The following is a 22,564-nucleotide window of genomic DNA, read 5'->3' as shown; positions in this document are numbered from 1 at the left end:
GGTCCGTGAACGTTTCGGTGAGCGTCGCCAAGGCACTGCTCTGGCGAGCAGGCGCAGCTAGCTAGACTTGGCCCGCGATCCCGGTGAGAGGACTAGTTGGCACCGAACCAGGCAGCCCGGTTCGTCAATGTATTGAATATCTGTGCGGCGCTGGGGTGTCAACGACGTCAAGCCGCCCCCTGAGCGCTGACCGCTACAGGTAGTCAACGCGTTGACTACCGCCTTCCGGCGATTAAACTGCCAACCACTGAGTTACGTTTGGAGCCACGTTTGGTCCGCCAGCCTCACAATTGCATCGGCAAAATCGGGCTGCCGTATCGATGAGCCGGGAACGAACGGCGCCCGTGCTGCTCATTCACGGCGCGCTCTGTGATGCCTCGATCTGGCAGCCGCAGGTGAGTGTCTTACGCCGTGCTGGATGGGCTGTATGTGCGCCAACGCTTCGCGGTTTCAACGCGCCTCGACCGATGGCGACGACAATCACTTCCGACAGCCACATCGATCAACTTGCCGAGCTTTTGGTTTGTCTCGGAAGACCCGCCCATGTGGTTGGCCACTCGCGCGGCGGCCGATTGGCCTTGCATCTGGCGGCGGACTTTCCGGATCTAGTGGAGTCCCTTGTCCTCGCAGAGCCGGGCGGCGCGCGTGAACAGGGTTTCCTGCCAGACGAGCTGCCAAGCAGCCCACCGCCGTTGTTCCCGAGCGCCCGCGTATCGAACTCCGACCGAGAGGCCCTCGCCCGAGAGTACATTGTTGCCGGGCACGGCGAGGAAGCTTGGGCGCAGCTTTCTCCGCTGTTTCGGAAAGCGGCATTGAGAAACGTACAGACACTGCGCTTTACGGTCCCTGACCGGTCACGCCCCCTGGCTCGACCAGTAGCCCGACGCATACGTTGCGCGACGTCGATCATCATCGGTGACGCCTCCCCTCCTCTATTTTTACAGATTGGTCGCGCTCTCGAGGAGGAAATCCCAGGCGGGCGGCTGATGATCCTGGAAGGGGCGGATCATTTCGCGCCGACCAATAAGCCATCCGCGTTCAACGCTGTGATGCAGTCATTCCTGGACGAGCGGAGTTAGAAAAAATGGCATCGACTTTCGTCGGCCGAAACCCCGCTCCCCCTTGGAGGTAGCGTCGAATCCCGAGCCCCGCGCGATTGACACCTGATCCTCAGGGATATAATCAATACGTTGATCAAATAATCGCACTCTGAATGCGAGTTCGGGAGAGATATTTTGCCGTCCGAAACACTAACGCGCAGTCCGGGCGCCTACGATGGTTATTACCGCAAGCAGGTCGCTGAGCCCGACATCTTTCTGTGTGGCGTCGGCCGAGGAACGCCGGGCGGTGAATATCTCCGCCGCTATTGGCATCCGGTCGCCTATCTCGACGAGTTGGGCGAACTGCCTCTGCGGGTGCGTGCCCTTGGCGAAGACCTGGTAGCCTTCAGGAACGGCCGAGGCGAAGTCGGCGTGCTCCATCTTCATTGCTGCCACCGAAACACCTCTCTGGAGTTCGGCATCGTCGAACAGACCGGGTTGCGCTGTTGCTATCACGGCCGACTGTTCGCCCCCGATGGCACCCTGCTGGAGATCCCGGGCGATCCGAACGAAGAGCGGCTGAAATGTGAAGTCACCCAGGGCGGTTATCCAACCCATGTCTTCGCCGGCATCGTCTTCGTCTACATGGGACCGCCCAACGACATTCCCGCCTTCCCGATGCTCGATCGCTTCGACGTTCCTGGCGTCCGTCTGGTCCCCGGCGTGCGGCTGGAACTCGAGTGCAACTGGGTCCAGATCAAAGAAAACGTGGTCGATCCCCACCACACAAATATTCTCCACGTCATTCCACAGCGACGGGGCGTGGAGCACTTTGCCGATGAGTTCGAGGGCTTCCCGGAGATCACCTTCATGGAGACGCCGGCCGGATGCATGTACCTCGCGGCGCGTCGCTCGGGCGATAACATCTGGGTTCGATCAGCGGAGTTTTACGGCCCGACCATCCACTGTATCAGCTCGATCTTCGAGGGTGGAATCGAAGCCAAGGCCGCTACTCCTCCCTTCATCACCTTCTTCACCCTGCCCGTCGACGACGAAAACAGCATCAACTTCTTCATCAGCCACGTCTCCGACGAAGAAGATATCCCGTTCGAGAAGCGGCGTGCCCTTGAGGTCTTCGGCCAACACGAAGATCGGCCTTACACCGAGCGTCAGTATCTGCCCGGCGACCACGAGGCCCAGGTTGGCCAAGGCAAGATCAATCCGATCGCTCTTGAACACCTGGGCACCCACGATCGCGGCATCGTCATGTTCCGCCGCTTTGTCCGGATGGGCATCAAGGCGGTGAGCAACGGCAAGGATCCGGTCGGCTTCTATCGCACCGCGGCCGAACTGCCGCCGACCTTCGCGAACGACCGCGTTGTCCCCATCTCCGAACTCGCTGGCTCGCCCGACGACCCCGCAGTGCTGCTCAAGCTCGCGGACGACATTGGCGCGGACTACCTGCTCAACCCACCCATCCACACGCTCAGGGCGATGCGGGCCGAGACCGCGCGATGAGCGAAGGCGGAGATTGGGTACCCACGATCACCCTCAACTCGATCGATGACGAGTACCCATCGATGGTGAAGATCGGCGATCTCGAACTGGTGGTCTGCCGGGTGGATGACGAGGCTTTCAGCCTTGGCAATATCTGCAGCCATGCGTTCGCCCGCCTGTCAGACGGAGTTGTCGAAGGTGACCAGGTCTTCTGCCCCCTCCACCAAGGCAGTTTCGACTTGCGGACCGGCGCCGCGGTCGCAGCGCCTTGTCACGTGGCAGTGAAGAGCTACCCGACGCGCGTTGAGGACGGCGTGGTCTACGTCCTGCCCCAGGCCCGAGAATCACAGGCCGCCTGAGAGCGCTGCGATGAAGTCTTTTGATGTTCTGATCGTCGGCTCAGGTCACGCCGGCGCCCAAGCGGCGATTTCGCTGCGACAGTCTGGTTTCGAAGGCTCCATCAGCATCGTCACCGATGAGGCACACCTGCCGTACGAGCGTCCCCCCTTGTCAAAGGACGCGTTGTCTGACGCCTACGATTTTGAACAGGGCGCCATCCGGCCATCGGCCTTCTGGAAAGAGCAAGGTATTGAGCTTCTGCTCGGCCGCCGGGTGATCTCCATCGATGCCGAAGCCCACACCGTCGCTCTAGATGATGGTGGGTTGCTCGGATACGCGAAGCTCATCTGGGCCGCGGGCGGGAGCCCTCGCCGCCTGCCCTGCGTTCCCGACGACCTGCATGGCGTTCACTACCTGCGAAATCGTGCGCACGCGGAAGCGATTCAGATTGCTCTGTCTCGGGCCACCAACATCGTTGTCGTCGGCGGAGGTTATATTGGGCTTGAGGTGGCCGCTGCGCTGGTAAACCTCGGCCGAACGGTGACCCTCGTGGAGACTTCTCCGCGGCTCCTGAGCCGCTCTGCGAGCGAGCCCCTGTCGGACTTTCTCCATGCGGAGCACACCCGGCAAGGTGTGGATATTCGCCTCAACGCCAAGGTTGCCGCAGTCGAAGCTCAAGACGGCGTCGTAGCAAGCTTGACGCTGGAGGACGGCGAGAACCTTCCAGCTGACTTGCTGCTCATTGGAATCGGAATCGACCCCCTTATCGACCCTTTGCAGCAAGCGGGAGCTGAGCTTGGAGCCGGCGGCGTCCTCGTTGACAGCAGGTGCCGCACGACCCTGCCCGACGTCTACGCGATCGGTGATTGCGCCGCGCACGTGAACGCTTACGGCGATGGCCGGGTTCTACGCCTTGAGTCCGTCCAGAATGCGCATGATCAGGCGGCCGTGGTCGCAGCCGAGCTAGTTGGAAAAGGTGCTGACTACGACGCCCTGCCGTGGTTCTGGTCAGATCAATATGACCTCAAACTCCAAACAGCGGGGCTGTCCCTGGATTTTGACCGGGCGATCGTACGGGGAGACATCGCGTCACGCAGCTTCTCGATCGTCTACAAGCGCGACGGTGTTGTGATCGCACTCGATTGTATCAACGCGCCTCGAGACTACATCCAGGGCCGGTCGCTGGTGACCCGCAGATCAACGGCCTCTGATGAGACCATCGCAGATGTGACAAGCCCGATAAAGTCTCTCGCTTGAAGCAGCGGGGAGCCAACGACCACACTACTCTCTGCGACCGCAGCGACCGCGTTGATTTAAGGGCTACGTGACTTATACCCGCTCGGGTCTCCCCCAGCATCCGGCGCCGCAGGCATGACTTTGAAACTTTCCGAGATTTCAGGCTACACCTCGTCGTACGACGTCCTTGGTTACCAGCTGCGCCTGATGTCCTCGATATGGCATCGCAAGCTCAATGCCGGCCTCGCTGAAATTGACCTGACCGAGATGCAGTTCGTCCTTCTGATCGGTTTGGGCTGGTTGTTGGAGGCGAACGTCAAAGGCGTCACCCAGCGCGAGCTTGCAGACGCGTGCGGCTGCAGCACCGCCTTGGCGTCCCAGGTCATGCAGAAACTCGACAAGAAGGGTCTCGTCGACATCAGCAGCCATGCAAAGGATGCACGGGCGCGAGTAGTCAGCTTGAGCAAGACGGGGGAAGAACGCCTCAAACAAGCCGTCGGCATCTTGCGTAAGGCGGACGAGGAGTTCCGGGCTGACGACCCCGAAGTGAACCAGAAGCTTTTCGAGGCTCTGCGAGCGGCGCTTGCGGTGAAAATCAAAGGCGCCAACGATCGCCTGGACGAACTTGGAGCGATGCCTCTCTAGCCCGAGGCTACGTTTTCAGGCGCTAGGCTCGCACGAGATGCGCGCAGCCCGCCCGCGTCGCCCAATACTGCCAGGCCCGACGAACCTCGGGAGAGTCGGGCCGGACATCCCGGATACGCTCCACCTCGCCCTCGCTTAGATAGGTCACCGCGCCGAGCTGGGATGCCTGGGTCACAACGGTCGCATTGACGCGCAAATACACGCAGATCCGGATCAACTCGACGAGACTGCGCGCGCCGGCTGAGAACCCGTGTCCCCGCATTAGAACCACGTCGCATACGCCCATCCGTTCGGCGAGGTCGGAGCCCTGCACGTCGTTCACGACGAGCATATTCGTATCGCCGAAGCGATCCCGAATATCCCAGACCGGTATCTCATGACCTATGACGCCGGAGCTGTGGATCGCAGGGCGAAGAGGGGCATCCGAGACTGTGAAGGGCAAGACTTCACTCGCATGGCTGTGGGCTGCCGCGACAATGTCGTCACGCTTCGCGTAAATGGCCCCGTGAATGAACCGCTCCAAATAAGGCGGTCGGGGATCATCACCCACCACTGTCCCGTCCAGCTCGAACTCCATGATGTCTTCGGCTTCCACGAGAGCGGGGCTCAGCGACCGTGAGAGCAGGAACCGATCGGGACGTTCAGGATGACGAACGCTCACGTGTCCGTAGGCGTCCATGACGCCTTCATGGGCGAGAATGCGATTGGCGACCGCCAAATCAGACTTGGCGAGCTCGATGGCGCTGGTCATCAGCCGTGTTTCCTTTGCAATTCCGGATAGGCCTCGGCGCGCGATCGGATGATCAGGCTGAGTACGAGTGCGCTAACCGTCGCGACCAGGGCAGGGAAGGCGATGCCCGCGAAGATGAACCTGATAGGCAGTTCGGCTGCCACCATGCCGCCGACGACCAGAGAACCAACGATCTGCCCGGTTCGCCCGATCCCGAGCGCCCAACCCACACCCGTTGAGCGCATTGCTGGCGGATATACGCGGGTCGCAACATAGACCATGCCCGCGATCCCAGGCCCTTGCAGAAGACCAATGATAATCATTGATGCCGCGATTACCGGCACGACATGCAGCAGGGTGGAGAGAACGAGGCAGATCGCTATCAGGCCGATGTAGCTACCGATCACCAGCAGGAAGGGTCCCTTGCGATCGATGACGAAGCCCGCGGCCGCCTGGCTCGGAATGGCAGCGAAGTTGTTGAGCGCCACCATCGAGGCCGCCAGCGACACGCTGTAGCCTGCCTGTGTGAGAAGAGCTGGCGACCACAGAACGAAGAAGTTGCTGATCAGGAAGGTACAGAACAGTGGAACCCACAACAGCAGGGTCAAGCCCAGGCGACCGCTCGTGAACAGGCCCCACACCGGCGCCTTGGTGACGGCCCCGGTAGAGCTGGGCAAGATATCGATCTGATCGACATCTGTGCCGGGGCTCAGGCGGGTCAAAATACGCCTTATGCGGTTCGCGCCCTTCTCCCGCAAAGCCAAGAACTGGACGGACTCAGGGAGCAAGGTAATCTGCAGGATGACGACGAACAGGGCCAGGCCGCCGCCCAGAAGAAAGATCGTCTGCCATCCCGACACCGGCAGCAGGATTGCGCCAAGCGAGGACCCCACCAGGCCTCCGATGGGGTAGCCGCACCACAGCACTCCCGTCGCCAGGGCACGGTGGCGCTTAGGCGCATACTCCGAAACCATGGTGAGGAAGATCGGCATGGCCCCGCCGAGGCCAATGCCCGCGATAAAGCGCAGCAGCATCAGCTCATTGGTTGAACGTGCCAAAACGGTGGCGAGGGTCAGAACAGCAAAGAGCAAGGTGCACAGGCTCAGAGCCATCTTGCGTCCAATGCGATCGGCGACCGTGCCGAGCGACAAGGCTCCAACGAGGGCTCCCGCCGCACCAGCCGAAAAAATCCCGCCGAACTCAGCGATCGGGATACCCAGATCAGCAGAAATGGCCTGGGCGGAGAATCCGACCATCTGATTGTCGAGGCCGTCCACCACGGCTGTGGCAAAACAGATAAGGAAGATCTGCAGATGGTAGCGCCTGAGGGGCGCCTCATCGATTACGTTTGCCAGTGTTCGCCGCGCGTCCATGAAGCCTCCCGTTGGAACTGGTGTTTACCGGGCGTCCGGGACGCGACGGGTTTGCATAAATTCTTCGAATTCTTCGCCGCGCATCTGGGCGTACATTTCGAGGTTGGGCACGCCCGACACGCGGGCGAGTTTCTCAAGCAAGAAGAAGTTGGCGCCCTGGTGAATGAGACCGATCCAGTCACGCGCGCGAATCATTTCGCGTTCCGTGGCTCCGAGGTCCGCAGATTCCATCGCCGCTTCCCAATCCGTGCCGATCTCCACGCGCTTGTTCGCGTCAGTCAGCTGCCAGAGAAAGCGGTTAAGCGGCATGCTCGCGCGGGCCACGCGACTATCGAAGACATAGGTGCCTTCCAGACCATCTAGCCCTGCCCGCTCGCGAGCGCCGGGCTCATACCCGTCTCCTGAGGGTTGGTCGGCGTCATCTCCAAACTCCGTCGGCTCGTACAAGGTCACAGCCATAGCCGTCGTGGTGGCGAGGTAATATGCGCGGTGCAGTTCGTGCACAGCGCCGCCGAGGGCGCCGCGCATGGCCAGCCACATGATCATCTCGACGCTCTCCGCGCCGCCTCGGACGATATAGTCCGCGTGCCGCAGCCGGGTCAGCGCTTCGGGATCATCCCGGATCAGATCGAGGAACTCGGTGTCCCAACCCTCATTGTTGAAACCCGTTCGCTCACCGTGAACTTGATGGGACAGTCCGCCGGTTCCGACGACGGCGATCCTCGCGTCGCCGGCGAACGACTGTACTGCGCGTCGAATGGACTGCCCGAGACGATAGCACCGGTTCGCTGTTGGTAGCGGGAAGTGCAGGACATTGATCGCGATTGGGATAATCGCGCCCGGCCAGTCCGGCACGTGCGGCCAGAGAAGCGGCAGGGGCGAATGGCAGCCGTGATCCAGGGCCCCATCCTGAATAACAGTAATGTCGAACTCGTCCTCCACCAGGACGTCGAGGAGGTGGGACGAGAGCTCGGGCCAACCCTTGATCGAAGGCAAAGGTCGCAACCCGGAGCCCTCGTCTGCGAGGGGGTGTTCATCCGCTATGCCCAGGGCGAATGTTGGGTAGCGATCAAAGAAAAACTGTGAGGCATGGTCGTTGTAGAAGACGATCAGTGCGTCGGGCTTATGCTCGGCAAGCCACGCGGCTACCGGCTTGTAGCCTTCAAACAGCGGGGCCCATGCCGGGTCATTGGAACGCCCTTTGTCATAGGCGACGCCGATGGTTGGAACGTGCGATGTTCCGATGCCGCCGATGATGGTCGCCACGACAGTCCTCCGCTAGCGCCAGCTTCTCCGAGCTAGTCTGCGAAGAGGGGTAGCACGCCGACCCTCATTGTCAATGTATTGATTTGTTGATGGTCGTTCTGCCGCAGTGCCCAATCCTGTCGTCGCATTAGCAAAAGAAAGCGCCGCCCGTCCTTTCGGACGAGCGGCGTCAAGTTCATGGGAAGGCTGGAAGTTGGAAGAAGGCGGACTACCAGTTTACGCCAAAGCGTACGCCGACAGTCCGAGGAGCCTCCAGGCCGCCGCTCCCAGAGGCGGTTATCGTGGTGCCGGCCTGAAGGGCCGTATAGACCGCTTCATCCTCAAGATTTCTGACGAAAGCTTGCACATTCCACATGCCACTTGGCGGGGTGTAGGTGATCGACACGTCCGTTTTCGAGTACGACTGCTGTCGCGAATTCGGGAAGTTGTTGAAACTGCCGAAGTGGCCGTCGGAATAGAAGGTGTCGGCGCGCGCTTCCAGATCGCCAGCCGTGCCAAGCGAGAAGGTGTGCTGAATCCCCGCCTGAACGACCAGATCCGGCGCGTTGATCATCTGGTTGTCATTAAAGTTGTAACCCACGCCGTTGAACGTTTCGTACCGAGCCCGCTGCAGAACCATAGCGGCGTTCAGGCTCGTATCCGGCGTAACCCGCGCTCGGATGCTGAGATCAAGGCCGTAAATCGTCGACGACTCCGCATTGAGAACAGTCGACCTGCCAGTCTCATTCACAAACTGAATAGCCTGGAAGTTTTCGTACTCGTAGTAATAGGTCTCGGCGTTCACTTCGAGGCGGTTATCGAAGAACCTGGACTTCACGCCGGCCGAGTAGGCAGTCAGTTGCGACTCCGGAACGATGGGGGTCGGAGCTACGTCGGGATTATAGCCGAACGGAATGTAGCCGGATTGCAGGTTGGCATACACCAGAACCTGCTCGGCCAGGTCGTAGTCGACCCCGATTTTGTAGTCTGTATGAGTGGCTCCACGGTCAAAATCGATGCGGGGGCCAACGGTCTGGCCTGCAGCGATAGCGCCGACGCCCTCCGCGTCAATCGTATCTCGGGTCACGCGGCCGCCCAGCGTCACCCGCAGCCGGTCGCTGAGCGAGAGAACGCCTTGGGCGTAAGCCGCGGTGGTCGTGTTCTCTTGATCGGTGATGTTCAACAGAACTCGCGTGCTCGCTGTCGCCGACGTAAAGCGAAGCTGTGAGTCGTTGAACTCAGTGAGGTTACGCAGATAGAACAAGCCGGATGACAGTTTCAGATTTCCGAGCGTACGATTCCAACGAAGTTCTTGGGAAAATTGCCGTTCGTGGTCGAACACCTGGAGTTGGTTCCCTGTGAGGCCGACATAGTATTCGTAATCAGCGGTGAAATCGATGTAACCGCCAATGTAGGTGAACTCGTTACCACCGATGTTGAAATCAACGTTGGTGCCGATGATGTCGCTGACGTTGTCCTGGCGGGTAAACCGTCCGTCAATCGGGTTGCCGTTCACACCTGTGGTCCGCAACTGGTAGGGATCCGGGTTGGCAAACGGGCTTGCGACGAGCGTGGTGATCGGCCGCCCCGTATCCCGCGCATGGTTGTAGAAAATGTAGGTCGAGAAATCATCTGATGGGCTGTAGAGCAGCCCCGCTCGCCCGCTGTAATTGTTCTGGGTGTTGATCCCTGCGGAATAATAAGCGTCGCGAGTGTTGTAGTCGAAGCCGACACGGCCGCTCAGATCGTCGGTCAGAGATACATTCGCCGCGACGGAGGCGCGGAAAGCTTCAAAATCACCAACCTCCAGCGACGCACGGCCCGAGCCATCATTTCTCGGCCTGGCCGAGAAGAGGTTCACAGCGCCGCCGGCCGCGTTACCGCCGTACAGGGTCCCTTGGGGGCCAGCGATCGACTCAACGCGATCGAGGTCGGAGGTGAGACCAAAAGTACCGTACCGCTGAACGATCAGACCGTTGTAAGTCAGGGCCGAAGCTGCGGCGAAGTTCGGCAAGTCGCTGCGGGTGCCGACGCCGCGAATGAAGACCTGGGTAACCGGTCCTTGCCGGCGCAGACTGGCGCTGGGAAGGAACTTTTCGAGCGCCTGCGGATCGCTCACCCCGCGGTTCGAAAGCTCTTCGCCAGAGACGGCGACGATGGTCGCGGCTGCTCGTTGATTGTTTTCAGACGTCTTCCGAGCCGTGACGACAATCTCGTCGAGCTGAGATTCTTCCTGTGGAGCAGCATCCTGAGACGCAGCCTGAGTATCCGCCTGAGGATTGGCTTGCGCCGCTACAGGGCCTGTAAGTCCGAGCACCAGAGCGCTAGCAGCGGAGCCCCACAAATAACGCTTCATCGACATCGACATTGTCCCTCTCCGACTTCGTTAAATTAAGCCCTCTTCGTGGCTTGAATTCCAACTACTTGGCTTTACGTAACTCGTCAATACGTTGATGAACATGAATTGACTATCCTCTGCGGGAGGACAAATTCGTCACGCCCCGCCACCCCCGCTAGCTCGTAAGGGGAGCCCGCGAGGGACGGTCCTTTGGCACCGTGAGGAACAGGAGACCGCATCCGAGACTGATCGCGGCGAGGGCGGCGAGAGGCGCGGCAAACGAGTTGGACTGCTGAAACGCGAACGCCAGAACTGCAACGCCGATCGCATTTCCGAGGTTGAAGATCGCGAAAGTGAATCCGTAGACACGGCCGAAGCCGGTGACAGGGAAGTGACGGCGGACGAACACTCCGAGGATGTCAAATTCGGCGCCAATGACGATGCCGCCGAGAGCAGCGAGAGCAACGGCGAGGTGACCCGCAGCCGGCGACAGCTGAAGCACGAACGTTATCGTCAAGATGGTGAACATGAAGAGGCCGACCAGCCGAACATCCGTGCGGTCCAGAACCCATCCCGTGGCCACCCGGCCGACCAGAAGGCCCGCGCCCACGGTTGACATGAGCTGCAGCGCATCTCCCGCCTCGAGCCCATACCACCTCAAAATGGCTACGCCGTGGGCGAGGATCGCTGCGTTTGCCAGCCCGAAACCAAAGAAGACCGCCAGGCCAATCCAGAAGATTGGTCTCGTCGTAAGGACCAGGGCCTTGGCATTGTCCAGGGGGATCGAGATCACCGCTTCGACCGCTGCGGGAGCCATACGCATCCACCGAATGAGCGCGGGCCAAACAACGAGGATAACGAACACGCCCAGAGCAGCATAAGTGCCTCCCCAACCGAGCGCCGCAAAGCTGTACTTCATCAGCACGGGCATAATGATCGTGCTGATGCTGGCGCCCATCATAACCGTGGCGATCGCCAGACCGAGCCGCCGTTGGAACCAGCTTGCCAACACCCTCATGTAGGACGCCGGCCAAAGGCCAAGACTGGCGAAAATCATCAGGACACAGGCAAGGTAGAAGGCCGCGATATCCTGTTTTGCCAGGTTCAGGGCGATCAACCCCAAGCCGTAGAGGGGGGCGCAGATTAGAATGAGCCGTCGGGGTCCGACCCTGTCGACGAGGAACCCCTGGATGGGCGCCGAGACCACAAGGGCCAGAGAAATCAGGGTCGCGCCATAGGCAACACTGCTGTGGGACCATCCCGTTTCGGCTTCGAGCCCGGCGGCGAGCACGCTGAAGGTCGTTGCCAGGAGCGCGGTCGGGCCGACTATGAACGCGAACATGCCGACGAACGCGGCTTTCCAGCCCGGGGAGATCTGACCGTCAACCTTGAGCCGTTCCGCGTCCCTGACCAGGTTTTCGCTGTTCGCGGTCATCCGTCTGCCTGCTGCTGAGTCTGGGATACGGCATGCGGAAGCTCGACAGGCGTCAGGATCCGCGACTGCTGAGACTTCAGGAGAGGAAGAATCCCGCGCAGGAAGTCCGCCCACTCGGGGCGAGCTGCGAGTTCCGCACGGCGCGCCCGACGATCCTCAAAGCTTTCGTAGCGCCAGAGATGGACCAACTCGTTCACGTCACCGGTCTCGGCGACGTAATAGCCGACGCGGTCGCCGAGAATTGACTCCTGCAGGCGATCTGGTCCGGCTCTGTACGCTGCCAAAAAGACGGGCAGCGCGCCTGCTTCGAACGTGTATGTCCTGAGTTCCACGAGCATGTCAGGTCAGGTTCACGTAGACGTTCTTTTCCTGGGTGCAGGCGTAGAGCTCCTCAATCCCGCCTTCCCGTCCTAGCCCTGACTGCTTGTAGCCTCCGAAAGGCGCGCCGGTGATGTGCTTACCCACATCGTTGATCCAGACCTGACCGGCTTCGACCTCATGCGAGAGACGATGTGCCGCAGAAATATCGCGGGTCCAGATCGAACAGGTCAGGCCGTACTCAAGGGCATTGACCTCCTCAAGCATCGCGTCCTCGTCTGACCACTTGAGCACCGAGAGAACGGGGCCAAAGATTTCCTCGCGAGCGATGCGCATTGCGGATGTCACATCGACAAAAATCGTGGGGCTGACGAATGCGCCCTCGGCAAGGCTCGCATCGCCCTCCACCGGCCCGCCAACCAGCATGCGAGCGCCTTCGGCTTCGCCTGAGCCGATATAGTCGAGGACGCGGTCGTAATGAGCCCGCGAAATCAAAGACCCCATCGTAGTCGCCGGATCAAGCGGGTTGCCCGGCACGAAAGACGCGACCTCGCCAACCAAACGCTCGACTACGTCATCATGAATGGAAGCATGCAGGAATGCCCTGCTGGTCGATCCACAGGACTGGCCGCACCAGTTGAAGTTCATTCCCGTGATCATGGCGCGAGCAACTACTTCGGGATCGGCGTCCGCGCAGGCGATCAGGGCGTTTTTTCCACCCAGTTCCAGCACCACAGGTTTTATGGTCTCGGCCGCGCCTCTCAGCACAGCTTTTCCGGTCGCGATGCTCCCGACCAGCCCGACCATCGCGACACCGGGATGGCTGACCAGACCCGCGCCGAAGGCGCGATCGCCTGGCACGATGTTGAAGACGCCAGGAGGCAGAATCCCGTCAATCAGTTCAGCAAACCGGAGGGCTGACAGAGGCGCCTGTTCAGCCGGCTTGATGATGACAGAGTTGCCGACGGCGAGCGGTGCTGCGGCCTTCAACGCGACAAACATGAGAGGGTGGTTGAAGGCTACGATGCGCGCGACGACTCCACGCGGTTCCCGCCGTGTAAAGTTCAGGGCATCTGGTCCAACCGGAATCGTGTCGCCCTTGGCCTCCGTCACCAAGCCGGCGAAGAACTCAAGCGAAGCTGCGGCGATGAGGACGTCAATCCGGGCGTTGCGAACAGGATTGCCACAATCGGCAGCTTCAAGGATCGCCAGCTCTTCGGCATTGTCGCGCAAGACACCTGCCATTTGGCGCAGTGCTGCCGCCCGCTCAGGCGGGCTACTGCGTCGCCAAGCGCTGAACCCTGCTTTGGCGGCAGCGACGACCGCATCCACATCCCCTGCCCCTGCCTCAGCAAACGTCGCGAGAGGCCTCCCGTTGGCCGGGTTTACGCTGGTGACTATTGAACCCGCGACAGGGTTCACCCAACTCCCGCCGAAGGGAAGTCCAGCACGACTTGGGAAACGGATGTCAGGCTGCAGCGACGTCATGAGCAGGTCTTCTGCCTTTCAGCGGGCCCCACACTGAGAAAGGAAGCCGGCAGCCCGCTGCAATCGGCGACTTCGGTCGTTCGGGCATCCTGCATCTTTATCTCCCAGGCCATGTCCGGATCTTTGACCAGCGCGCCCGGTTCGGCCCTGCCTGCGTAAGCAGGACTGACGATCTCGTCAATATGTTGATTAGTTTGCATGGATTGTAAACGTTTCTGTTGGCGACCGATTGGCGACCTCCGCCATCATCAGATCTACGCCTCTCGCAGCCACTGCCATGGCCGTCGCATTCGTCCCGGCACGGATCAGCACCGGCATCATGGATGCGTCCATCACGCGGAGGCGATCCACGCCCAAGACCCGAAGGCGCGCATCGACGACCGAATCTGGTGCTTCTGGACGGCCCATCCGGCAGGTGCCGCCTGGGTGATGATTGCTCACGAGCGTTTTGCGGATATGCGCGAGAAGATCATCATCGCTCTGGACCTTCACGCCGGGCCAGACCTCTTCACCCAGTACGTCGGACAAGGGCGGTTGGGCGAGGACCCGCCGGGCATAGCGGAACGCGCGCAGCATCGCTTGGCGATCCTCCTCATCGACAAGCCACCCGAGGTCGATCATAGGCGTATCGGCGGGGTCTGCGGACTGGAGGCTGATGGTCCCTCTCGCGCGTGGAGCGAGAAGATTCACCAACAGTGTGAGGCCATGGGTCTGTAGCTCGGCGGGAACCGTGGGATGCATGAGCGCCATACAGTAGAGCTGGAATTCGACCTCCCCGCTTGAAGGCTCGAATGGCAGGAACGCCATGCTCTCGGACCCGCTCACCGCCGCCGGACCATCCTTGAACAGGAGGTAGCGAAGGCCGTTCACGATCATGGCAAACCCGCGATCTTGGGCATAAAAGCCGCTCCCGGCGGGTGCTGGGGCGCTGACGACCGAGTAGTGATGGTCCTGCAGATTCCGGCCGACCCCTGGTCTGTCGGCCAAGACAGGAATGCCAAGCGTCTCAAGGGCGGAAGCCTCTCCGATGCCGGATAACATCAGGAGTTTCGGGGTCACGTATGCGCCCGCCGTCAGAACCACCTCCTGCCGCGCTGTGGCACGGCGCAGGGCTCCATCAACGAGGTAATCAACGCCTATGGCCGCCCGGCCCTGGAAGTTGATCCTTGTAACGAAGGCTCGTGTCACGAGCCTGAGCCGATTGTCCCGCCGGATAGGATCAATGAAGGCCTCAACGGCGCTGCTGCGTTTGACGCCATCAATCGTGCACTGCGAATATCCGACGCCGCCCAGATACCCGTCGGTGAGATCGGCCCGGAAAGGCACGCCCATCCTCTGCATGGCCCGAGCGAACCGGTGGCTGAGCTCGGATCGATAGACGGGACTTGAGACCTTCAACGGTCCGTCGCCGCCATGCGATTCATTATCGAACCGCTGATTGCCTTCCTGCTCCCGAAAGTATGGAAGAAGATCCTCCCACCCCCAGCCGGCTCCGGCGGCCTCGCTCCAGCCGGCGTAGTCGTCCCTTGAGCCACGCATGTAAGCCATCATGTTGATGGAGCTTCCACCGCCGAGAACACTGCCGTGTTCAAGGGGAACAATTCGGCCGTCGAGACCCGTTTGGGGTTCGGAATGGAAACGCCCGACATAGCCCGTCTGGCCACGCCACATCTTCACCGTTCCGGCCGGGATCACCGCCAAGGGGCTCTGCTTGTCTGGGCCCGCTTCGAGGAGCAATACGGTCGCGCCATGACGTGTCACCAGTCTGTTGGCCGCCGCGCAGCCGGCACTTCCGCCACCCACGACGATGAAGTCAAACTCCTCGCTGAGCTGGCCTGCGTCGCACGAGGTCATGTTGCGCTACGCAACTTTTCGTCGAGACGTGGAAACACACGCCGCGCATTGCCCTCAAAGATGGCGTGGCGCTGTTCGGCCGTGATGTCGAGCGCATCGACATAGCGCTTGGTGTCGTCGAAGAACTGGCCTGTTTCAGGATCGATACCGCGCACGGCCCCGACCATTTCAGAACCGAATAGAATGTTCTTGGTGTCGATGACCTTGGCGAGCAGATCGACACCGGGCTGGTGGTAAACACATGTGTCGAAAAAGACGTTGTTCATCAGGTGCGACGCCAGGGCGGGCTTCTTCAGCATGTCAGCCAAGCCGCGGTAACGCCCCCAATGATAGGGAACGGCTCCTCCCCCATGCGGGATGATGAAGCGCAGCGTGGGGAAGTCTTTGAACAGGTCGCCTTCAATGAGCTGCATGAAGGCGACGGTGTCGGCGGCTATGTAGTAGGCGCCCGTCGCGTGCAGCGCGTGATTGCAACTGCCGGAGACATGGATCATGGCCGGCACATCCAGCTCGACCATCTTCTCGTAGAATGGATACCAGTATCGATCGGTCAGCGGCGGGTGATCGAAATGGCCGCCGCCCGGGTCGGGGTTCAGGTTACAGCCGATGAAGTCCAGCTCGGTGACGCACCGCTCCAGTTCAGCGATCGATCCAGCCAGGTCCGCCTTGGGAGACTGGGGCAGCATGCAAACCCCGACGAAGGTCTGCGGGTAGAGGCCGACAACGCGCGCGATCAGGTCGTTACAGCGCCGTGCCCACTCAAGGCTTACCGCCTCGTCACCGACATGAGGCTGCATGGTCGAGGCGCGGGGCGAAAAGATCGTCAGATCGGCCCCGCGTTCGCGTAGCAGCTTCAACTGGTTGTTCTCGATCGTCTCGCGAATGTCGTCATCGGAGATGTCGGGATAATGCGGCGCCTGCGTCCCGGCTTTGAAAGCGGCCACTTGGGCCTCGCGCCACCGATTATGGGCCTCCGGCGCGGTGGTATAGTGGCCGTGACAGTCGATGATCAGAGTCATGCGGCCTCCGTCCTTCGGTTATGGATGGAAGCGATCTTGGCGAGGAGACCTTCCGGCGGCGTCTTCAATCCCATCGCGCCGAGGGCCGCCTGCCGGACCGCCGTAGCCCGGCTCATGTCCGAATCGACGCCCATATCATCGAGCGTGCGGACAACTTCCTCCATCTCCGCAGAGCGCCGCGAACCGTGAACCATCATCCGGTCGAGGTTGTAGTCGGCGCGCGCCGCCCAGTGCGCGCCGGGCCAGCTTGCGTCCAGAGAGTTGACGACTTCGTCGAGAACACCGGCTTGGCTGGCCGCCAGGATGCATTCGGCGATCAGGGCTTCCATGCCCTTGATCATGACCGAGCGGATCATCTTGATGGATGACGCGCGACCGACCTGTGGCCCGACCACGCGAACGTTTGAGAAGCCAAGGGAGATTAGGATCTTCGCGGCCTCATCTGCGCGGTGTCCGGACAACAGCAACGGAACTGCGAGTGCCGCCGGCTGCACGGGAGACATCACCGCAACGTCGACATAACGTCCGCCCGCCGCCTCGATAATCTCGGCGGAGGCGCGCTTTGTCTCCGGGGCTACGCTGTTGAGATCGCAATACAAAGCGTTCGCCTCGATAGACTGACTGACCTCCAAGGCCGATGCGAGCGCTTGGTCCGCAGTCACCTGAGACAGGACAATTCGGCAACCGGTGACGGCGGCCGCGCAGGTCAGTTGGCCGCGCACGCGAGCGGCGCCGTACTCTGCACGCATCGACGCCTGCATATTAATGTCGTCGGTTAGGCGGTCGTAGACCTGCGCCTGATCCGCCCACTGCCCGGCCAAGGCAAAGGTACGCCCCGCCTCACCGAACCCGATCATCGACAACGACGCAGTGGTCATCTGGGTCGGATAGGACCGCCACCGGGCGCCGACCAACGCAAACACCGGCGTTCCTATTAGGGGATGTGAATCAAATATCGGCCTCCGCCACCAGAATCTGCAGGAACTGGCGCTGTGCCTTGGTCGGCCTCCAATCGCTTCGGACGGTCACCCCGATCGTGCGTCGCAGATCGCCCGGAGGTGTCGCCACTGATTGCAGCCACCCAGATCTTAGCTCGACAGCGATCTGAGAGGGCGACAAGAGCGTCAGGTAATCCCCGCGCACCAGGAGATCCCGGATCAACACCATAGATCCGCACTCGATGGGCACCCTTGGTGGAGTTGCGCCAACGGCCGCAAACATTGCGTTCCACTGCGCTCGTAAAGGGGTGCCCTCAGCAGGCACGATCCAGGGAAAGGCCATCAAATCCTCGGCTGTTGGAGGGCTTGGGCGAGTGGACAACGGGTGACCGGGCCGTCCGGTGATAACCGGATGATCGTCAAACAATGGCGTTTGCAGCAGGTCGGCAGCCACCGACGCGGGCCGCAGGGCGCCAATCATTATGTCGATCTGGCCGTCTCTCAGCGGACCGACCAGATCCACGTAAGAGCCTTCGACAATGGCTACGTCTACGAGGGGTCGCACCGATGCAAACGCCGCCAGAGCTGCCGGAAGTGGTCGGGCGCGCGACAGTGGCATCGCGCCGACAACGATACGGCCCACGTCCCGCCCTTCCAGTTCGGCGAGCTCAGCGATGGCCGAACGAAGCTCGGCTCTTCCCAAGCGCAGACGACGGGCAAGCCCACGCCCCTTGGCTGTCAACGCCAAGCCCCTTCCGCGACGCTCCAACACACCATCACGGGTTCCGCTGGACAGATCAGAGACGGCGCGATGAAGCGCAGATTCGCTTAGCCCGGTCGCAGCAGCCGCCGCTGAGTACGTGCCGGCGTCCGCGACAGCCAGGAACGCGTTCATCTGGACGGTCGATGGCGGCGGCCCCTCGATAAGTCGGAACACGGCGGCAGCCCGTATCGCAAGCATCCGGCCCGCTTCGGTCAGGGCCATTCCTCTGGGAAGTCTTTGAAACAGCGGCAACGCGAGATCACGCTCCAGGCGCGCGATGGCCTGAGTGACCGCAGATTGGGTCAGGTTAATCGCCGTGGCAGCACCCGTGGCGCTTCCAGCCTCTGCTACCGCGAGGAAGGCTCTGAGATGGCGAAGGCTGATACGAGACGGGTCCACAACATTGCCATTAACAAAAACTAATAGATCGTGCAGCCTTCGCGTTGGTTTTTACTCTGGGCCGCCGTCAACAAGCATTTAGTTGGAGGAGGCACTATGGCCGGAATCGTCGCTACCAAAATCGTCCGCTGCGCACTCGAGACGGTCGATGGCCTCGCGGCGTGCGGCGTCGCCACGGTCCACGAGGCCCAGGGTCGGACCGGTCTGATGGCCCATCACATGCGCCCGATATACGTCGGCGCCAGGATCGCCGGATCCGCAGTGACGATCTCCGCGCCGCCCGGCGACAACTGGATGATACACGTAGCCATCGAGCAACTTCAGGAGGGCGACGTGCTCGTGCTCGCCCCGACCAGCCCCTGCACCGACGGCTATTTTGGGGATCTCCTCGCAACTTCCGCCCAGGCGCGCAAATGCCGAGGCCTCATCATCGACGCCGGCGTCCGCGACGTGCGCGACCTGACACAAATGAACTTTCCGGTCTGGTCGAAGGCCGTCCACGCCCAGGGCACAATCAAAGCCACGCTCGGTTCCGTCAACGTGCCGATCGTCTGCGCAGGCACCGTAGTGAATCCCGGAGATGTCGTCATCGCCGATGATGACGGTGTCTGCATCGTCCCCCGCGCCGACGCGGCGGAGGTGCTGAAAAAGGCCCAGGCCCGGGAATCTCTGGAGGAATCCAAGCGCGCCCGCCTCGCCGCTGGCGAACTCGGCCTCGACATCTATGACATGCGCGGCAAGCTGGAGCAGATGGGCCTGAAGTATGTCTGACCATCTGCGCACATCCGCGCCGGTGATGTGGATGCGGGGCGGCACGTCCAAAGGAGGCTATTTCCTCAAGGACGATCTGCCCACAGATACTGAGGAGCGTGACGCGTTTCTGCTGCGGATCATGGGCTCGCCCGATCCGTGCCAGATCGACGGTATGGGCGGCGCCGACCCGCTGACCTCAAAGGTCGCCGTGGTCTCGAAATCGGATCGTGACGGCGTGGACGTAGACTACCTGTTCCTGCAGGTGTTCGTGGACAAGGCCATCGTTACGGACGCTCAGAACTGCGGCAACATCCTTGCCGGCATCGGCCCTTTCGCCATCGAACGCGGCTTGGTCGCCACGACAGGCGACGAGACAGCCGTCACCATCTTCATGGTCAACACCGGCCAGATCGCGGTCGCGTCGGTGAACACGCCGTCGGGCGTCGTGACCTACGCCGGTGACGCCCGAATCGACGGAGTGCCTGGAACGGCCGCGCCCATACCTCTCGAGTTTCGCGACACCGCGGGATCCAGCTGCGGCGCTCTGCTGCCGACTGGAAACGCCGTCGACGAGATCAACGGCGTGCGCGTCACCCTCATCGACAACGGCATGCCCTGCGTCGTCTTCAAGGCCGAAGACGTCGGCGCGAGCGGCTACGAAACGCGCGAGGAACTTGACGCCGATGAAAGGCTGAAGGCCAGAATCGAAGCGATCCGGCTGATCGTCGGACCAATGATGAATCTGGGCGACGTGGCAGATAAGTCCGTGCCCAAGATGATGCTGGTCGCCCCGCCCCGGAACGGTGGCGCCGTGACGGTTCGCAGCTTCATTCCGAAGCGCGCCCACGCCTCCATTGGCGTTCTGGGCGCCGTCAGCGTCGCCACGGCCTGCCTGATGGAGGGTTCGCCCGCCGCCGAGGTCGCCGTCGTCCCCCAAGGCCGCCGCAAGACCCTGTCCGTGGAACACCCGACAGGCGAAATGACCTGTGTGATGGGATTGGACGCGGCTGGAGCGGTCGTCAGCGCCGCCTTGCTTCGAACCGCGCGAAAACTCATGGACGGTAGGATCTACCGACACAACTGATCATTCGTCCGACATCCAGGCTGCGAGATGCGCAGCGACCTCGTCGCTGTTGTTCTCGAGCATCATCATATGGCCATTGCCCTCTATGCCCAAGGACGCCAGCCTGAGCATCTCGGCACGGGCCCCATTCTGGTTGAGCCAGCGAACGGTAGGCTCGTCAGTGGTTTCGGTATGGTCCGGATCGGAAGTGCCGATCACGATCAGCATTCGTTTGCCCCTAAAGTTCGCGAAATCATTCACCTTCAGCTGTCTCGAATCCGCGTTAACGCGCTCAAGTACGAGCAGTGGCGGCGTTGCGGCCAGTGACGCGAGATATCGATCCGCCGTTTCGATTGGGAATCGACCACCGCTGCCAATGAGCTTGCGCCGCGCCCATCCCAGGTCCGGCATCGCCATGGACTGCAGGTTCACACGGTAGGGGCCCGTCGGTTGTTCAACGACGATGAAACCCTCCCCTCGCTCAAGCACCCTCGCGGCGGGTTGAATGTTTCCTGGAGGGGCCGGTGCGATTGCGACGACCTTAAGGATGCGACTGCCGCAGCTCTCGACTAGCTGCCAGCCGAACGCTCCGGCCATCGAGTGGGTCATCAGGATTACAGGCTCCCCGGCCGCCTCGATGACGTTGGACAGGCCCGTGCAAACGGCTTGCCCTCCAAGCTCGTCCAATGCCACCCCGCCGCTTCGCCCCATCCCGGGCCAGTCCGGCACGAAAACACGGTGTCCCTGTGATGCAAAATACCGGGCCCAGCCAGGTCGGCCGTCTGGCGTAGAAAGGTAGCAGCCGCCCGTGTGGGCTCCGCCATGAACCATTACGATCGCCGATCGAGTCGGACCGCTCGCGGGCTCTAGGACGTCGTAGAAAACCGAGGCTACTCGCGGGTTGGCCCGTCCGGTGGTGAAGCGGCTGAATTGGCGCAGGGGCGTCGATCCTTGAGGCACTGCAAGGGAGGATGCTTTGACCGGAACGGCCAAGGCCATCAGTGTGCCAGCTGCTTGGCGGCGTGATACCTTCATCGCCCGAACCCCCGAAGACCTCGCGCGTATCAAGTCGACCGCGTCTACGTCGCAACCCAGAGCAAACTGGGCGGTAAATCACTCAATACGTTGATTAGTGTTGTCAACTTAAGTTCGGCGAAAACGCGAGTAGTTGCCCCGCCCACAATCATGCGACGGCGACTCGCCAGACCTGATGAGCGGCCGCGCGGAGGAGTTTCATGGTCGGTCGAGAGGCCAGATGCCGCTGCGTGTAAAAGGTGTTGTAGACGGCCGCGTGCGTGGTCAGGAACCGCTGCGCTGAGGGCTGAGACTTGAACCCTTGCATCCGCCGCTCGCGCTGACGGATCGGCAAATGGGAGTTTTCGACTCGATTGTTTTCCCTCAGCTGCCCTGGGTGATGGAGGTCTGCAAGGCCCAGGGCATCAACGGCTGAGACGTACGACCTGAGCCCGTCCGTTACGATGGCCGTCGGACTAACGGGCTGATCCCTAAGTAGCTTCTGAATGAACGATGTGGCCGTGGCAGCGTCACGTCGTTTAGCAACAGTGGTCGCCAACACCTCGCCTTCGTCATCTACCGCTCGCCAGAGATACATGTGCCGGCCACCGATCCGGCTGACCATCTCGTCCAGATGCCAACGCGACGAAGGTGCCGGCCGGAGCCGCTTCAGGTTCCTGGCGATCTGCGGTCCGAACTTGCGAACCCACATCCGGATGGCTTCGTAGGAGACGTCCACACCCCTCTCCGCGAGGATCTCCTCGACGTCACGAAGGCTGAGCGAGAAGCGGAAGTAGAGCCAAACTGCCTGACGGATGACCTCCGCCTTATGCCGATAACGCTTGAACGAAAGCCGCCGCATAACTCACTGTTCCACATCGCCTTTCGGCTCTTCAGTGGAGACGAGTTAGCATTGGACTGACAGCACCGCCAGTCCACCATCAATAACTTCACGGTCCGATTAGTTACTGTAAAGTTATTGATGTTGACCAGCATCAGAAAGTGAAGTCCCGCGCCGCCCAAAAAATAGTAACATTCTGCGTGTTACCGCAAGAAAACATCCCGGTCTTTTTCGCG

The 22,564-nt window shown here is 61.3% G+C and carries 20 protein-coding genes; 7 read left to right on the top strand and 13 right to left on the bottom strand.

What is annotated here, in order from left to right; genetic code table 11:
• Positions 1 to 320: 320 nt before the first annotated feature.
• The 5 genes from Q0044_RS15000 (at position 321) to Q0044_RS14980 (ending at position 4,757) form a co-directional block, all read left to right on the top strand.
• On the top strand, positions 321 to 1,079 hold the full coding sequence (locus Q0044_RS15000) for an alpha/beta fold hydrolase (RefSeq protein WP_298163269.1): 759 nt from the start codon (positions 321 to 323) through the stop codon (positions 1,077 to 1,079).
• Between the two features lie 156 nt (positions 1,080 to 1,235).
• Positions 1,236 to 2,558, top strand: coding sequence for a Rieske 2Fe-2S domain-containing protein (locus tag Q0044_RS14995; RefSeq protein WP_298163268.1), 1,323 nt, complete (start codon positions 1,236 to 1,238; stop codon positions 2,556 to 2,558).
• Positions 2,555 to 2,896 (top strand): non-heme iron oxygenase ferredoxin subunit, encoded by a 342-nt coding sequence (locus Q0044_RS14990; RefSeq protein ID WP_298163267.1) that lies wholly within the window; start codon positions 2,555 to 2,557, stop codon positions 2,894 to 2,896. The genes Q0044_RS14995 and Q0044_RS14990 overlap by 4 nt, the downstream gene beginning before the upstream one ends.
• Before the next feature lie 10 nt (positions 2,897 to 2,906).
• On the top strand, positions 2,907 to 4,133 hold the full coding sequence (locus Q0044_RS14985) for an NAD(P)/FAD-dependent oxidoreductase (protein WP_298163266.1): 1,227 nt from the start codon (positions 2,907 to 2,909) through the stop codon (positions 4,131 to 4,133).
• A gap of 114 nt (positions 4,134 to 4,247) precedes the next feature.
• Complete coding sequence (locus Q0044_RS14980; protein ID WP_298163265.1) at positions 4,248 to 4,757, top strand: MarR family winged helix-turn-helix transcriptional regulator; 510 nt, start codon at positions 4,248 to 4,250, stop codon at positions 4,755 to 4,757.
• Between the two features lie 22 nt (positions 4,758 to 4,779).
• Here the strand turns inward: Q0044_RS14980 and Q0044_RS14975 are convergent, their stop codons facing one another.
• From Q0044_RS14975 to Q0044_RS14925, 11 genes are all read right to left on the bottom strand, one after another.
• Complete coding sequence (locus Q0044_RS14975) at positions 4,780 to 5,508, bottom strand: class II aldolase/adducin family protein (RefSeq protein ID WP_298163264.1); 729 nt, start codon at positions 5,506 to 5,508, stop codon at positions 4,780 to 4,782.
• Positions 5,508 to 6,860 carry an MFS transporter gene (locus Q0044_RS14970; RefSeq protein ID WP_298163263.1) on the bottom strand — a complete coding sequence of 451 codons (1,353 nt, stop codon included), beginning with the start codon at positions 6,858 to 6,860 and terminating at the stop codon, positions 5,508 to 5,510. The genes Q0044_RS14975 and Q0044_RS14970 overlap by 1 nt, the downstream gene beginning before the upstream one ends.
• 24 nt (positions 6,861 to 6,884) lie before the next feature.
• Positions 6,885 to 8,126, bottom strand: a complete 1,242-nt coding sequence (locus Q0044_RS14965; RefSeq protein WP_298163262.1) for a gallate dioxygenase — start codon at positions 8,124 to 8,126, stop codon at positions 6,885 to 6,887.
• Between the two features lie 208 nt (positions 8,127 to 8,334).
• Positions 8,335 to 10,473 (bottom strand): TonB-dependent receptor, encoded by a 2,139-nt coding sequence (locus Q0044_RS14960; RefSeq protein WP_298163261.1) that lies wholly within the window; start codon positions 10,471 to 10,473, stop codon positions 8,335 to 8,337.
• Positions 10,474 to 10,618: 145 nt separating this feature from the next.
• On the bottom strand, positions 10,619 to 11,878 hold the full coding sequence (locus tag Q0044_RS14955; RefSeq protein WP_298163260.1) for an MFS transporter: 1,260 nt from the start codon (positions 11,876 to 11,878) through the stop codon (positions 10,619 to 10,621).
• Entirely contained in the window at positions 11,875 to 12,216 is a 342-nt protein-coding gene (locus Q0044_RS14950; RefSeq protein WP_298163259.1) for an NIPSNAP family protein, read from the bottom strand. Before Q0044_RS14950 ends, Q0044_RS14955 begins: the two co-directional genes overlap by 4 nt.
• A 1-nt stretch (position 12,217) precedes the next feature.
• Positions 12,218 to 13,684 carry an aldehyde dehydrogenase family protein gene (locus Q0044_RS14945; protein WP_298163258.1) on the bottom strand — a complete coding sequence of 489 codons (1,467 nt, stop codon included), beginning with the start codon at positions 13,682 to 13,684 and terminating at the stop codon, positions 12,218 to 12,220.
• A 189-nt stretch (positions 13,685 to 13,873) separates the two neighbouring features.
• On the bottom strand, positions 13,874 to 15,538 hold the full coding sequence (locus tag Q0044_RS14940) for a GMC family oxidoreductase (RefSeq protein WP_298163257.1): 1,665 nt from the start codon (positions 15,536 to 15,538) through the stop codon (positions 13,874 to 13,876).
• Positions 15,535 to 16,557, bottom strand: coding sequence for an amidohydrolase family protein (locus Q0044_RS14935; RefSeq protein WP_298163256.1), 1,023 nt, complete (start codon positions 16,555 to 16,557; stop codon positions 15,535 to 15,537). The genes Q0044_RS14940 and Q0044_RS14935 overlap by 4 nt, the downstream gene beginning before the upstream one ends.
• Positions 16,554 to 17,480: an NAD(P)-dependent oxidoreductase gene (locus Q0044_RS14930; protein WP_298163255.1), complete on the bottom strand. Its 927-nt coding sequence runs from the start codon at positions 17,478 to 17,480 to the stop codon at positions 16,554 to 16,556. Before Q0044_RS14930 ends, Q0044_RS14935 begins: the two co-directional genes overlap by 4 nt.
• A 25-nt stretch (positions 17,481 to 17,505) precedes the next feature.
• Positions 17,506 to 18,657 carry a LysR family transcriptional regulator gene (locus Q0044_RS14925; protein ID WP_298163254.1) on the bottom strand — a complete coding sequence of 384 codons (1,152 nt, stop codon included), beginning with the start codon at positions 18,655 to 18,657 and terminating at the stop codon, positions 17,506 to 17,508.
• 96 nt (positions 18,658 to 18,753) lie between these two features.
• On the opposite strand from Q0044_RS14925, the gene ligK reads away from it, so the two are divergent.
• Positions 18,754 to 19,428, top strand: coding sequence for a 4-carboxy-4-hydroxy-2-oxoadipate aldolase/oxaloacetate decarboxylase (ligK, locus tag Q0044_RS14920; RefSeq protein WP_298163253.1), 675 nt, complete (start codon positions 18,754 to 18,756; stop codon positions 19,426 to 19,428).
• Positions 19,421 to 20,494, top strand: a complete 1,074-nt coding sequence (locus Q0044_RS14915) for a 4-oxalomesaconate tautomerase (RefSeq protein ID WP_298163252.1) — start codon at positions 19,421 to 19,423, stop codon at positions 20,492 to 20,494. Before ligK ends, Q0044_RS14915 begins: the two co-directional genes overlap by 8 nt.
• On the opposite strand, the gene Q0044_RS14910 is transcribed toward Q0044_RS14915, so the two are convergent.
• A complete protein-coding gene (locus Q0044_RS14910; protein WP_298163287.1) occupies positions 20,495 to 21,472 on the bottom strand; it encodes an alpha/beta fold hydrolase in 978 nt (325 codons plus the stop codon). It lies immediately after the preceding gene.
• Positions 21,473 to 21,656: 184 nt separating this feature from the next.
• Complete coding sequence (locus Q0044_RS14905; RefSeq protein WP_298163251.1) at positions 21,657 to 22,349, bottom strand: IS6 family transposase; 693 nt, start codon at positions 22,347 to 22,349, stop codon at positions 21,657 to 21,659.
• Between the last annotated feature and the right edge of the window lie 215 nt (positions 22,350 to 22,564).

It is taken from the genome of Brevundimonas sp., assembly GCF_027484365.1.
GTDB lineage: Bacteria > Pseudomonadota > Alphaproteobacteria > Caulobacterales > Caulobacteraceae > Brevundimonas.
The sequence above is the reverse complement of the archived record's forward strand: the minus strand, read 5'-3'. Positions and strand labels throughout refer to the sequence as shown.